This is a genomic window from Labrys neptuniae (assembly GCF_040797145.1).
Lineage (GTDB): Bacteria > Pseudomonadota > Alphaproteobacteria > Rhizobiales > Labraceae > Labrys > Labrys neptuniae.
Genome location: NZ_JBFNQD010000001.1, coordinates 358,167 through 371,462, shown reverse-complemented (window position 1 = coordinate 371,462; position 13,296 = coordinate 358,167). Strand labels below are relative to the sequence as shown.

Below are 13,296 nucleotides of genomic sequence, written 5' to 3'. Positions count from 1 at the left end.
AGTCACGGCATGATGAGCGCTGTGGAATGATGGTTAATGGGTGCGTCGACTGCAAGCCCTAGCCCTGCCGGGCTGCATGTCAGCGATGGCCGTCACGCCAGCGAGGCTGTCATGCCACAACCCTCCCCTGCCGGCGGAGATAGACGATCTGGGCCGTCAGGCCGACGATGAGCAGGACGAGAAGGCTGCCCTGAGCCCCGAGGAGGAGTGGCGACTTCAAGTCGGTGACGAGGGGATGGCCGTCCGGCACACGGCGCAGGGTCTCGGTGACCGTCGGCACCATCAGCAGAAAGACGGTCAGGCTCAGGCAGATCGTCTCGATGAAGCGCTTGGTGCGTTCCAGCCCCGGAAGCCGCCCAACGCCATAGCCTGCGACCAGCAACATGATGGTCGCCGCACCGATGACATAGCTCACCGGCTGATGCGCAACGAGAAATGCCGTTGCCGCGCCGATGACCATCGAGATGAAATAGATGATGCCGGATGTCGAGCCAGGTACAATCCGCCCGTGGCGAATAAGCATGTAAAGTGCCAGCGGAATGGCGGGCAAGCTGCCGAGTGTATGCACCCAGCCGATCGGAGAGATTCCAAACATCTCAGTCTCCTATTGTTCTTCCAACTAGAAGGTAGTCGAGCAGGCAAACTCAACACACACCTTCAAAGTTGAGCCGGACCGATCGAGGGGGAGCCCTCAGCCGATTTTCCGATCTTTACGGGGATGAAAAATGACTCATTCCGTCCGCTAAGTGAGGCACTCTCCATCTACCTTCTGGTAGGGTGGCTGTCAAGTCACTCGCCTGATGGGCCGGGCATCGTCCCACGGCCCCTAGGAGCGCTTGATCTGCTCGATCAGGTCGGTGCGACGCGACGGGCTGGCGAAGCCGAGAAGAAGCGTGGAAGCGCCAATCCGGAAAGCGCTATCAAGATCCTCATCTTGAAGTTCGCCCGCGATCCAGAACGAGACGCAACCCCGGAAATTGAAGGCAAGCTGGTCTGCCAGCACAGCCTCGGCGAACGTCTTCGTCTCGACGGCAATGCCAGCGAAGTCCCCCAATGCCAGCGACCAAAGCCCCCGCGAGTTCTGCCGCACCGGACCGGGCTCGGAAGTGGCGATGCCGAGCGATCCCACCACCGCCTTGTGGACGTCCGGCTTCTCCAGCAGGAGAGCGACGCTGATCCGCCCCATTGCCAACACATGGTCGATCGCGTCACCGGCGGGGGCCTCGTCGCGGAATTGCGCCGCCATCCGCTGGATCAGGCGGGCCGAGAGCGCCTGCATGATCGCATTCTTGCTGCCGAAATGATTGAACGGCGTCGCGAACCCCACGCCCGCCTCGGCCGCCAGTGCCCGCATCGAGAAGTCGGCTGTTTCGCCCCTCTCGAGCAGCCGCTCGGCCGCATCGAGCACGACCTCGCGGGCAAGCTGCCTGTTCCTTTCCCTGAGGGGCTGTCGCTCCGTTCCGGCCATGACCGCTTCAACTCCCTGTTTCGAACATCACTTGAAAAAGTATATCATGATATATAATTAAGGTCACGATATAATATGGCGAGCCAGATGGCGCGCTGCAAAAGGAGCTCCCATGAGCAACAACAAGACCTTTCTCATTACGGGTGTCAGTTCGGGGCTGGGCAAAGCCTTTGCCGAAGGCGCACTCGCAGCCGGGCACCAGGTGATCGGCACGGTCCGCAATGCGGAGGCGGCACAGGCATTCATGGTGCTTGCACCGGGGCGTGCGCATGCCATGCTGCTCGACGTGACGAATTTTGATGCCGTTCCGAAGGCCGTTGCCCAAGCGCAGGACGAGGCTGGTCCCATCGACGTCCTCGTCAACAATGCCGGCTACGGCCATGAGGGTATCCTGGAGGAATCGTCGCTGGACGAGATGCGTCGCCAGTTCGACGCCAATGTGTTCGGCGCGGTCGCGATGATCAAGGCGGTGTTGCCGGGCATGCGGGCGCGGCGTTCCGGCCATATCGTCAACGTCACCTCCATGGGAGGCTTCATCACCATGCCGGGCATCAGCTATTACTGCGGCAGCAAGTTCGCCCTCGAAGGCATCTCCGAAGCACTCGGCAAGGAAGTGAAGCCTCTTGGCATCCATGTGACGGCGTTGGCGCCGGGCCAATTCCGCACCGACTGGGCCGGGCGCTCGATGGTTCGCTCCGAGCGCAGTCTTGCCGCCTATGATGCGGTCATGGACCCGATCCGCGCCGCCCGGCAGGCAAAAAGCGGCAATCAGCCGGGTGATCCCGCCAAGGCCGCACAGGCGCTGCTCAAACTCGTCTCGGCCGAGAACCCGCCAGTCCGGCTCTATCTCGGGGCCGATGCGCTCAAGCTCGTCCGCGACAAGATCGATGCGATGAAGGCGGAAATGGTGGCTTGGGAAGAAGTCTCCCGTTCGACCGACTTCATCGAGTGAGCCTGATCGGAGAGGCCGTTGCTGCGCTGACGGGACGAAGATTCCTACCCGGCGCCGCTTGGCTTCCCTGTCCTGTTCGCTATCGGGGGCGGTGAAACTGCCTGGATCCGCAGGCGTCCTGTCGGTGTTCGGCGAATGCCGCTCCTTCCACTCTGATATAGGGCGCCGCCCCCTCTTGCTTCAAGATGTCGGTCATCGCGTAGAAAACGGGCCCCGACCGTGATTTCGTGAGGTGGCAGATGTATTCGTCCGGACATGACGTGGTCATCGCTGGAGGTGGCCCGACCGGGTTGATGCTGGCGGGTGAACTGGCCCTGGCGGGTGTCGACGTCGCCATCGTCGAACGGCGCTTGAATCAGGACGTCGAGGGTTCGCGCGCAAGCGGGTTGCATCCGCGATCGATCGAGGTGCTGGACCAGCGCGGCATCGCCGATCGCTTTGTCGCACAGGGCGAAAAGCATCGGGTCGTGCCGTTTGCCGGAACGGTTCTGGACGCCGGCGACCGTGCAACCCGCCACAACTACACGCTCGCGCTGTGGCAGGCCAAGATCGAGCGCCTTCTCGCCGATTGGGTTTCCGAATTGGCGGTGCCGGTCTATCGGGGCTGTGAGGTGACGGGCTTCACGCAGGACGACACCGGTGTAAATATCGGATTGGACGATGGCCGGACGATGCGGGCGCAATATCTTGCCGGCTGCGACGGCGGTCGCAGCCTTGTCCGTAAGACGGCGGGGATCGAATTCCCCGGATGGGATCCCGACATCAGCTATCTGATTTTCGAAGCCGACATGGCGGACGAACCGCCCATCGGCATGCGCCATGGCGCAAGAGGTGTCTATGCCCTTGGCCGGCTGGAGGACGGCAGGCGCGTCCGCGGCGTCGTGACGGAGCAGCGTCTCGAACGGGGTGACAAACCAACCGTCCATGAACTTCGCGGGACGCTCGCCGTCGCCTACGGCTCGGATTTCGGCGTCCACGACGTCACCTGGTTGTCGAGATTTACCGATGCCGCCCGACAGGCGGCCTCCTACCGGCAGGGACGCGTGCTGCTCGCCGGTGACGCCGCCCATGTGCATTCTCCGGTCGGCGGACAGGGCCTCAATATCGGCCTGCAGGATGCCGTCAATCTGGGATGGAAGCTGGCACAGGTGGTCAAGGGCGTCTCACCGGACGACCTGCTCGACACCTATCATGCCGAACGGCATCCGGTGGGAGCAGCCCTGTTGAAACACACCCTGGCGCTCACGGCGCTCAATCGCGGCGATGAACGAACGAAGGCCTTGCGCGAGATGATGGCGCCGGTGATGCAAATGGATGCTCCACGCATCTGGTATGGCGCCATGATGTCTGGCCTCGACATTCACTACGACCTCGGTGAGGGACACCCATTGCTCGGCCGCCGCATGCCCGATCTCGACCTTGTCGGCGCCAAAGGGCCAGTTCGGGTTTTCGATCTCCTGCGCGATGCCCGGCCCGTGCTGCTCGATCTCGGAGTGTCCGGCAGCCTCGACATTCGGGGATGGGCGGATCGCATCGCGCTGGTCGAGGCGAGATTCGAAGGGATATGCGAGCTTCCCGTGATCGGCCCGGTCTCATCGCCAATCGCCGTGTTGATCCGGCCCGACGGCCACGTCGCCTGGGTCGGGAATGGAGACGCACGGGGCCTCGAGGCTGCCCTCGGAACCTGGTTCGGGAAACCAGCGACGCGATAGGATTTGGGCGAGGCGATTGGATACGGATGATGAAATTCATTCAGCATCCATTCATGTTACGTAACGGAATGTCAGTGTCGTCAAATCCGACTGGAGATTTTCAATGAAAAAGCTTCTTCTTGCTGCCCTGATTGCCGTCGGCGCGTTGTCTGCCAGCGTTGCACCGTCATCCGCCCTTGCTCCGGTTCATCTGGGCACTCCCGCCGCAACGCAGGCCGAGCAGGTCGGCTGGCATGGCTGGGGGAAGCATGGCTGGCGCCGGCACCACGACAATGGCCTGCATCGGGGCTGGAGGCGCGGTCGCCATGAAGGCTGGCGCCGGCATGGCGGACGGCACGGGCATGACGGCTGGCGCAGGCATGGTGGCCGGCATCACCGTTGGTGATCGTCTGCGCGCGGCAGCAATGTCGCCAATCAACTCACCCGACAAAAAAGCCCGACGCTTCATGCGCCGGGCGAGTTCTATTGGGGTACTATCGTCAGCTGACCTCTCCTCATCGTCGTGGCCGTTGACTGGCGCGAGTGTGTCGACGGCCTGTGACTTCGGCGTGATTCCAGAGGTCCTCTGTTCTATCGTACCGCCCTGTAAAAGGTCGTCGCACCGAGGCTGGCGCTCCGGTCGGTGACCTCGCTCACGGCCTGTCCCTGCAGCAACCAGATCAGCCCCATCACGTCATAACGTGCAAGCGGCGCTGTCGGGTGCAGACCGAAGAGGTCATCGGCGCTCCAGCCGAGTTCGGCCACCTGGTCGCCCCAATCGGTCAGGAACTCGATCGCGTCATGTTTGGCCTGCTGCCAGCGCTTGGCGTCGGCAATCGGGTTGGTTTTCTGGAGCTTGGCCAATTCTTCAGCAAAGGGTCCCACATAGGTTTGGGCGATGGCGAGCGCTGCAGGCATGTTCGAACTCCGTCTTGAGATAGACAGATTCACGCTCCGAACGGTGTAGATTCGGTTGCCTGATCATTCCCGCCGAAAACCGGCGCTCACTTTTCGACGCGACGCCTTAGCCTGGCGCGAAGCCGGGCCAATAATGCCCGTCTGGCGTCGGGCGCTTGCCGAAGATGGCCTGGCCGACGCGAACCACGTCGGCCCCCTCCTCGATCGCGGCTTCGAAATCGCCGGACATGCCCATGGAGAGCTCGGTCAAGGTGGCATTGCGCTTCACCGCCCGGTCGCGCAGGGCGCGCAGCAGGCGAAAGCAGGGGCGCACGCGGGCCATGTCGTCGCTGAACAGGGCCAATGTCATCAGCCCGCGGGGACGCAGGCGCGCAAAGCCGTCGAGCCGATCGACGAAATCGAGCAGCGCATCGGGATGCAGGCCGAATTTGCTCTCCTCTCCCGAGGTGTTGACCTGGACATAGACGTCGAGGAAGCGATCCTCGATGGCCAGGCGCCTGTCCAGCATCTCGGCGACCCGCAGGCTGTCGAGGGCGTGAAACTCGCGGGCAAAGCGGGCGAGATATTTCACCTTGTTGGTCTGCAGATGCCCGACGATGCTCCAGGCGATCGGCAGGTCGGCGAGGTCATCGCGTTTGCCCTGCGCCTCCTGGATCTTGTTTTCCCCGAAGTCGCGAATGCCGGCTGCAAAGGCGAGCCGCAAAATGTGGGCCGGCACGGTCTTGGTGATGGGAAGAAGGCGCACGGCGGCCGGTTGCCGGGCGGCGCGCTGGCTGGTCGCCTCGATCCTGTATTGCACGGCAGCAAGATTGGCGGCGAAACTCGTCTGCGGATCGGGGCCGAAACGGGCAACGTCCTGCTCGTCGAGAGCGGTCGTCTCTGCGGCTGTGACAACCGGCTCATGACTGTCGGTGGCTTCCATGTGGTGTTCGTTCATTTCAAGCATCCGGCCTGGTATCAAGCCGCCTATCGGATGGAATCGAGGGGGATGAGCGAAGCGATCCGGCGATCGACGGGATCGGGGCTGTCGGCGAGTGCACGTGCTACGCCGACCCGGTCGGCGGCCGACCTGTTCTGGCTCAGCTTGCGCTTGCCCTCCAGGCGACGGATGGCCAGGCGCACCCCAACGATGCCGCGCAATTGAGCTTGGACGAACGCCGGTGGCGCGTCGTCGACCTGCCAAGGCGTGGCCATCGCCCCCTCATGCAGATTGGTGAGGCGGGTGACGGCATCGAGCAGGCGCGCGGGATCTTCGAAAAACTCCACCGGTCCATAGGCGTGGACGGCTTCGTAGTTCCAGGTCGGCACGACCTTGTGATGCTCCTGCTTGGCGGCATACCAGCTGGGCGAGACATAGGCGTCGGCCCCCATGAAGATGGCCATGGCGTCGCCGATCGGCTCGGCCTGCCATTGCGGATTGGCCCGAGCAAGGTGGCCGTAGAGGGTGCCGTGCTCTCCCTCGTCCGGATCGAAGAACAAGGGCAAGGGTGTGCCGATCGGGCCGGCCGCGGTTGCTGTCACCAGAGTGCTCAGCCGCGTATCCCGCATCAGTTGCAGCAGGATGGCCGGATCGTCTTCGCGGAAGGCGGGCGGTATGTACATCGCAAGAACTCGCAGGAACTCGGTTCGTGAAAACTCGACTTGGTTTCCCGCCAGGATAGGAGCAAACTGGCTCAACAAGAATGTCCAGTTTGTGTGTTTTTTACTAGGCCAGTTATCATGCCGCAAAACCGACAGGCGCGAGGTCCGCGAGCCAGTCAAATCTATGACGCGCTGCGGGCTCAGATCCTGGCTGGAACCTATGGGGATGCGGGTGCCCTGCCCTCTTCGCGCGCCTTGGCATCCGAACTCGGCGTGGCCCGCGCGACCGTCACCTCGGCCTATGAGCAGTTGTCGGCAGAAGGTTTCATTCGCAGCCGCCAGGGCGCCAGGCCGAAAGTAGCCGCCCTTCTCGACCGCACGCCGCCGTCATCGCCGGCGTTGACGAGCTCTGCGCCCCCGCCGCTGTCGAGCTATGGCGCGCGCCTCGCCCAGCAACCGGCCTCTCCTCCGTCAGCAGCGCGGCCTGCCGTCGATTTCCGTTATGGCGACCTTGCCGCGTCGGACTTTCCCACGCCGATCTGGCGACGCGCCATATTGGGGGCGCTGGCGCAAAGGCCGGATCGCCTTTCCTATGGCCATCCGGCCGGCTCGCTCCGATTGCGGCGGGCCCTGCAGGGTTATCTCTGGCGGGCACGTGCGCTGCGTTGCGAGGCCGAGCAGATCATCATCGTCAACGGATCCCAGCAGGGGTTGGATCTGTGCAGCCGCCTCCTGCTCGATCCCGGTGATGGTGCGATCGTGGAAGATCCCTGCTATCGGATGGCTCGGGACATTTTCGCCGCGGCCGGTGCCAGGGTCATTCCAATTCCGGCCGATCAGGACGGACTGGACACCTCGCGGCTCGACAACGCCGCGGCACGGCTCGCCTATGTCACGCCCTCGCATCAGTTTCCGCTCGGCAGCGTGCTGTCGATCGCCAGGCGTCACCGCTTGCTCGCCTGGGCCGAGGAGCGCGACGCCTATCTGATCGAGGACGATTACGACAGCGAGTATCGCTACGACATCAATCCGGTGCCGCCGCTTCATGGCCTGGGCCACGGCCGGAACGTCCTCTATCTCGGCACGGTTTCGAAGACCATGTCCCCAACCCTGCGCATCGGCTATCTGGTGGTCCCTTCCGGCCTCGCTGCCATTTTCACGCACGCCAAGCAGATCATGGATAGGCACAGCCCGGCCTTGGAGCAGGAAGCCCTCGCCACTCTCCTGGAGACCGGGGCCTATGAACGCCATATCCGGCGCATTCGCCGGCGCATGGCCGAACGCCGCGATACCCTGCTCGAAGGGCTGCGGCAGTGTTTCGGCGACAGGCTTGCCGTCGAGGGAGCCAAGGCGGGCCTTCACATCATCGCATGGTTCCGCCATATTCCGGCGGCCCTGGAGGGGGAACTGATCCGGAAAGCCGGCCAGGTCGGGCTCGGTCTCCACCCCCTGACGCCACTCTATGCCGCGGGCAGCGCGACGAGGCCGGATCAAGCCGGCCTGGTGATGGGCTATGGCAGCCTGGATGTGCGCCAGATCAGGAGGGGCGTCGAATTGCTGGCCAATTGCGTGGCAGAGGTCGAAAGCGGCAACTGAAGCCGTCCTGGCATCGCTTTCTTTTCCGACGCGCATGGAGCAGCGGCCACCTGCAAGGAATATTGAAGGAAGAGATTGGGATGGCGCAGAACATTTACGACCGTCAGGAATTTTTCGACGGATACAGCCAATTGCCTCGCTCGGTCCACGGCCTGTCGGGAGCGCCGGAATGGCCGGACATTCGAGCCCTGATCCCCGATCTCGCCGGCGAGCGCGTGGTCGATCTCGGCTGCGGATTCGGCTGGTTCAGCCGATGGGCCCTCGATCACGGGGCGGCGAGCACGCTTGGCTTCGACCTCTCCGAGAAAATGCTCGCGCGAGCCCGGGAGATGACGGCGAGTTCCAGGGCTGAATACCGGATTGCCGACCTCGAAACCCTCGAACTGCCGGCGGCCGATTTCGATTTCGCCTATAGCTCGCTGGCTTTCCACTATGTCGTGGATTTCGGCCGCCTGGCCAAAACTATCTATGACAGCTTGCGGCCAGGCTCCGGCTTCGTCTTTTCCATCGAACACCCGATCTACATGGCTCCGAGCCATCCGGGCTGGCAGCACGATGAGGAGGGCCGGAGGATCTGGCCGCTCGATCGCTATTCCGTGGAGGGCGAGCGCACCACCGACTGGCTGGCCAAGGGCGTCGTCAAATATCATCGCACCCTCGGGACGACGCTGAACACCCTGATCGACGTCGGCTTCGCGATCAGGCGCGTGGTGGAATGGAGCCCGACGGAAGAACAGGTGGCACAGCACTCCGCGCTTGCGGAAGAGCTCGATCGGCCGATGATGGTGATCATATCCGCTGGGCGCTGAGCCGGTACCGGAGAAAACATCAGCACTTTTCCGGAGCTTTCTCGACCTCTTCACGAGCGGCTCACGCCTCGATGCTATCACGCGGTTGCAAAAAGCGACGAACCGAAAGCCAAGGAGCAGGTGAGATGACCCAACAGTCCCAGTCCAGAACGACATCCGGCCGCGGCCGCCTTTTCGACAGCATCCTGGAGACGGTGGGCGACACACCCGTCATCAAGATCAACAACATCGCCCCTGATCATGCCACGATCTACGTCAAGGCGGAGTTCTTCAACCCGGCCGCTTCGGTGAAGGACAGGCTGGCGCTGAGCATCATCGAGCATGGCGAACGCACCGGCGCGCTCAAGCCGGGCATGACCGTGGTCGAGGCGACCAGCGGCAATACCGGCATCGGCCTTGCCATGGTCTGCGCGCAGAAGGGCTACCCGCTGGTCGTCACCATGGCGGACAGCTTCTCGATCGAACGCCGCAAGCTCATGCGCATGCTCGGGGCCAAGGTGGTGCTGACGCCGCGCGCCCAGAAGGGCTTCGGCATGTATCGCAAGGCGGTGGAACTGGCCGAGGCCAATGGCTGGTTCCTGGCCCATCAGTTCGAGACCGAGGCCAATGCCGCCATCCATGAGGCGACCACGGCACGCGAGATCATCAATGATTTCGCCGGCAAGCGGCTCGACGTCTTCGTCACCGGCTATGGCACCGGCGGCACCGCCGTTGGCGTCGGGCGCGTGCTGCGCCGGGAACGCCCCGATACCCGTATCGTGCTGTGCGAACCCGCCAATGCCCAATTGGTCGGCAGCGGCCAGAAGCAGGAACGCGATGCCGATGGTTCGCCGGCCGTTGGCCATCCTGCATTCGAGCCGCATCCGATCCAGGGCTGGACGCCGGACTTCATCCCCAAGGTGCTGCAGGAAGGGATCGACAACAAGCTCTATGACGAGCTCGTTCCGATTGCCGGTGCCGAAGGCGTGAAATGGGCCAAGGCCCTGGCCCAGAAGGAAGGCATCTTTGTCGGCATTTCCGCCGGCGCCACTTTCGGCGTCGCCCGCCAGATTGCCGAGAAGGCGCCCGCCGGCTCCGTCATCCTCTGCATGCTGCCCGATACGGGCGAGCGCTATATGACGACGCCCTTGTTCGATGGCATCGAGGCAGAAATGGATGCCGAGGAGATCGCGCTGTCGAAGTCGACGCCGGGCTATCAGTTCCCGGAATGATCCCTGGGATCGCAGGCTTCCAGCCTGCATCTCCCTCCCCCACAAGTGCGACGTTTCCAGGATGCAGGCGAGACGCCTGCGGTCCCAGGAAACGTCCTCCGGTTTCAGGCGTGTTCAGCCCAGCACCGACTTCACGGCCTTGGCCGCCGCCGACACCACGACGTCGGCCTCCTCGCGCGTGAGGCAGAGCGGCGGCGCAAAGCCCATGATGTCGCCCTGCGGCATGGCGCGGCCGATCACGCCGTTCTCCAGCATGGCAGCGACCACGCGGGGGCCGACCTTCTCGGACACGTCGAAGAAGACGCGGTCGTCGCGATCCCTGACCAATTCGACGGCCGCCATCAACCCCTCACCCCGGATCTCGCCGACATGGGCATGCGCGCCAAGCGCGTCGGTGAGAGCCTGCTTGAAATAGGCGCCGACGCTGCCGGCATTGGCGACCAGGTCGAGCTCGTCGACGAGTTCGAGATTGGCGACGCCCGCCGCAGCGCAGAGCGGGTGGGAAGAATAGGTCCAGCCATGGCCGATCGGGCCGAACTCGTCCGAGCCCTTTTCGAGGATGCGCCAGACCTTCTCCGACACAATCACGCCGGAAAGAGGTGCATAGGCCGACGTCAGCCCCTTGGCGATGGTGATCAGGTCGGGCTTGATGCCGTAATGATCCGAGCCGAACATCGAGCCGAGCCGGCCGAAGCCGGTGATGACCTCGTCAGCGATCAGGAGGATGTCGTATTTGGTGAGGACGGCCTGGATCTTCTCCCAATAGGTGCGCGGTGGCGGCACGATGCCGCCGGTGCCGAGCACCGGTTCGCCGATGAAAGCGGCAATCGTATCCGGCCCCTCGGCGAGGATCAGTTCCTCGAGCTTGGCGGCGCAATGATCGGCGAATTGCTCCTCGCTCTGCGAACGGTCCTCCCGGCGGAAATAATACGGCGCTTCCGTGTGCAGGATCGGCGGCTTGGGCAGGTCGAACAGATTGTGGAAGGCGGCCAGGCCGGTCAGGCTGCCCGACATCAAACCCGAGCCGTGATAACCGCGCCAGCGCGAGATGATCTTCTTCTTCTCGGGGCGGCCCAGTACATTGTTGATGTACCAGACCAGCTTGATGTTGGTCTCGTTGGCATCCGAGCCCGACAGGCCGAAGAAGACCCGGCTCATGCCTTTGGGTGCCCGGTCGATGATCATCTTGGCCAGGGTGATCGAGGGTTGGGAGCCATGGCCGACATAGGCATGGTAATAGGGCAGTTGCGCCGCCTGCTCGGCGATCGCCTCGGCGATCTTGGTGCGGCCGTAGCCGACATTGACGCAATAAAGACCGGCAAAGGCGTCGAGGCTGCTCTTGCCGTTGCGATCGGTGATGTAGACCCCCTCGGCACCGGTGATGATGCGGTTCGGCGTTTCGCCGCGGGCATGCTGGGCCATATGGGTCGAGGGATGGAAGAAGTGATCGCGATCCCAGGCGGTGAGTTCATTGTCGGAAACGGCGCGGTCGAGCATGTCGGCTCCTTTCAGGCGAGGTCGAAACAGTCAGGCGAGGTCGAGACAGGTATATTTGAGATCGGTGAAAGCTTCGAGGCCATGGCGTGAGCCTTCGCGCCCCATGCCGGACTGCTTGACGCCGCCGAAGGGGATGGGCGCACCGGTCAGTTTCACGCGGTTGACGGCCACCATGCCGTATTCCAGCACGCGGCTGAGGCGCAGCGCCCGGCCGGCATTTTCGGTAACGACATAGGCGACGAGGCCGTACTCCGTGGCATTGGCGCGCGCCACCACTTCGTCCTCGTCGTCGAAGGGCGTGATGCTGGCAACCGGCGCAAAGACCTCTTCGCGCATGATCAGGGCGTCATCGGGGACGTCGGCGAGGACGGTCGGTGACACGAAGAGTGATCCGGCCTCAATGTCACCACCCGTCAACTTGCGAGCACCTCGCTGCAAGGCATCGGCAATGCGCTCTTTGGTGCGGGCGACGGCCCGTTCATGCATGAGCGGACCTATGTCGGTTTCCTCTTCGAGGCCATGCCCGAGCTTGAGCGCGGCGACGCGGTGGCTGAACGCCTCGCAGAAGGCCGGATAGAGCGAGCGCTGCACGAAGATGCGATTGGCCGCCAGGCAATCCTGGCCGGAGGTCGCGAATTTCGCATCGACGGCAATTTTGACTGCACGATCCAGATCGGCGTCACCGAAGACGATGAGAGGCGCATTGCCGCCGAGTTCCATCACCAGGCGCTTGACGCTGGGCGCACATTGCGCCGCGATCAGGCGCCCGATTTCGGTCGAGCCTGTGAAGCTCACCACCCGCACGCGGGTATCCTCGCACAGGCGCCTGGCGATCGGAGCTGCCTCGCCGGTGACGACGTTGAAGACGCCTGCGGGCAAGCCGGCCCGTTCGGCGAGCTCGGCGAGCGCCAGTGCGGAGAGCGGCGTATAGGAGGAGGGATGGAGCACGACCGTGCAGCCGGCCGCCAAGGCCGCCGCGGCCTTGCGCGTCACCATGGCCGAGGGAAAGTTCCAGGGCGTCATGAGGGCCGCCACGCCGAGCGGCTCGCGGGAAACCTGCATATGCGCCCCGGGAAGGTGGCTGGTCACGCTCTCGGCATTCACGCGCTTGGCTTCTTCCGCATACCATTCGACGAAGGAAGCGCCATAGTCGATCTCGCCGCGGCTTTCGGCCAGGGGCTTGCCCTGCTCCAGCGTCATCAGCAAAGCCAGGTCCTCACGGGCGGCGAGGATGAGCTGGTGCCAGGCGCGCAGGCGGGCGGCTCGTTCCTGAGGTGGCAAGGCCTTCCAGGCCGGGAAGGCTCGGGCGGCGGCATCAACAGCCCTGCCCGTCTCTTCAGCCCCCAGGCTGGCGATATGGGCAAGAATGGCACCCGACCCGGGATCCTTCAGCTCGAAGCTCGCGGCTTGCCGTCCCCCGACCCAGCGGCCGTCGATATAGGCGAGTTCCCTCAGTAGTCGTCGGTCGTTCAGCCGGCCGAGCGCAGGATGGCCGATTTGTTTCAGAGCGGTGGCGATCATCGAAGAAACTCCGGTGGCGTCATGTCTGCAAGGCTAGCCCGAGCCGCCGTGA

At 63.7% G+C, this 13,296-nt stretch carries 13 protein-coding genes; 6 read left to right on the top strand and 7 right to left on the bottom strand.

Annotation, left to right across the window (positions count from 1 at the left end; translation table 11 throughout):
• Window positions 1–109 precede the first annotated feature (109 nt).
• Together ABXS05_RS01725 and ABXS05_RS01720 are read right to left on the bottom strand one after the other, a co-directional pair.
• Entirely contained in the window at window positions 110–595 is a 486-nt protein-coding gene (locus ABXS05_RS01725) for a hypothetical protein (protein WP_068282915.1), read from the bottom strand.
• A gap of 231 nt (window positions 596–826) precedes the next feature.
• Entirely contained in the window at window positions 827–1,468 is a 642-nt protein-coding gene (locus tag ABXS05_RS01720) for a TetR/AcrR family transcriptional regulator (protein ID WP_367622696.1), read from the bottom strand.
• A gap of 112 nt (window positions 1,469–1,580) precedes the next feature.
• Between ABXS05_RS01720 and ABXS05_RS01715 the strand changes: the two genes are divergently transcribed.
• From ABXS05_RS01715 to ABXS05_RS01705, 3 genes are all read left to right on the top strand, one after another.
• Complete coding sequence (locus tag ABXS05_RS01715; RefSeq protein WP_311938364.1) at window positions 1,581–2,420, top strand: oxidoreductase; 840 nt, start codon at window positions 1,581–1,583, stop codon at window positions 2,418–2,420.
• A 239-nt stretch (window positions 2,421–2,659) separates the two neighbouring features.
• Entirely contained in the window at window positions 2,660–4,132 is a 1,473-nt protein-coding gene (locus ABXS05_RS01710) for an FAD-dependent monooxygenase (RefSeq protein WP_367622695.1), read from the top strand.
• Window positions 4,133–4,235: 103 nt separating this feature from the next.
• Entirely contained in the window at window positions 4,236–4,517 is a 282-nt protein-coding gene (locus ABXS05_RS01705) for a hypothetical protein (RefSeq protein WP_311938362.1), read from the top strand.
• A gap of 185 nt (window positions 4,518–4,702) precedes the next feature.
• Here the strand turns inward: ABXS05_RS01705 and ABXS05_RS01700 are convergent, their stop codons facing one another.
• The 3 genes from ABXS05_RS01700 to ABXS05_RS01690 form a co-directional block, all read right to left on the bottom strand.
• A complete protein-coding gene (locus tag ABXS05_RS01700; protein WP_367622694.1) occupies window positions 4,703–5,029 on the bottom strand; it encodes a hypothetical protein in 327 nt (108 codons plus the stop codon).
• Between the two features lie 106 nt (window positions 5,030–5,135).
• Window positions 5,136–5,951, bottom strand: a complete 816-nt coding sequence (locus tag ABXS05_RS01695) for a YggS family pyridoxal phosphate-dependent enzyme (RefSeq protein ID WP_367623421.1) — start codon at window positions 5,949–5,951, stop codon at window positions 5,136–5,138.
• Between the two features lie 44 nt (window positions 5,952–5,995).
• The gene (locus tag ABXS05_RS01690; RefSeq protein ID WP_367622693.1) at window positions 5,996–6,631 is read right to left on the bottom strand and encodes an FMN-binding negative transcriptional regulator; all 636 of its coding nucleotides are present in this window, start codon (window positions 6,629–6,631) and stop codon (window positions 5,996–5,998) included.
• Between the two features lie 117 nt (window positions 6,632–6,748).
• Here ABXS05_RS01690 and pdxR point away from each other — a divergent pair, with 117 nt between their 5' ends.
• The 3 genes from pdxR (at window position 6,749) to ABXS05_RS01675 (ending at window position 10,226) form a co-directional block, all read left to right on the top strand.
• Window positions 6,749–8,206: a MocR-like pyridoxine biosynthesis transcription factor PdxR gene (pdxR, locus tag ABXS05_RS01685; RefSeq protein ID WP_367622692.1), complete on the top strand. Its 1,458-nt coding sequence runs from the start codon at window positions 6,749–6,751 to the stop codon at window positions 8,204–8,206.
• 80 nt (window positions 8,207–8,286) lie between these two features.
• On the top strand, window positions 8,287–9,015 hold the full coding sequence (locus ABXS05_RS01680) for a class I SAM-dependent methyltransferase (protein WP_367622691.1): 729 nt from the start codon (window positions 8,287–8,289) through the stop codon (window positions 9,013–9,015).
• Window positions 9,016–9,140: 125 nt separating this feature from the next.
• Window positions 9,141–10,226 carry a PLP-dependent cysteine synthase family protein gene (locus ABXS05_RS01675; protein WP_367622690.1) on the top strand — a complete coding sequence of 362 codons (1,086 nt, stop codon included), beginning with the start codon at window positions 9,141–9,143 and terminating at the stop codon, window positions 10,224–10,226.
• 114 nt (window positions 10,227–10,340) lie between these two features.
• On the opposite strand, the gene ABXS05_RS01670 is transcribed toward ABXS05_RS01675, so the two are convergent.
• Both ABXS05_RS01670 and ABXS05_RS01665 read right to left on the bottom strand, forming a co-directional pair.
• Window positions 10,341–11,723: an aspartate aminotransferase family protein gene (locus ABXS05_RS01670; protein WP_311938353.1), complete on the bottom strand. Its 1,383-nt coding sequence runs from the start codon at window positions 11,721–11,723 to the stop codon at window positions 10,341–10,343.
• A 30-nt stretch (window positions 11,724–11,753) separates the two neighbouring features.
• Window positions 11,754–13,244, bottom strand: coding sequence for an NAD-dependent succinate-semialdehyde dehydrogenase (locus ABXS05_RS01665; RefSeq protein WP_367622689.1), 1,491 nt, complete (start codon window positions 13,242–13,244; stop codon window positions 11,754–11,756).
• Between the last annotated feature and the right edge of the window lie 52 nt (window positions 13,245–13,296).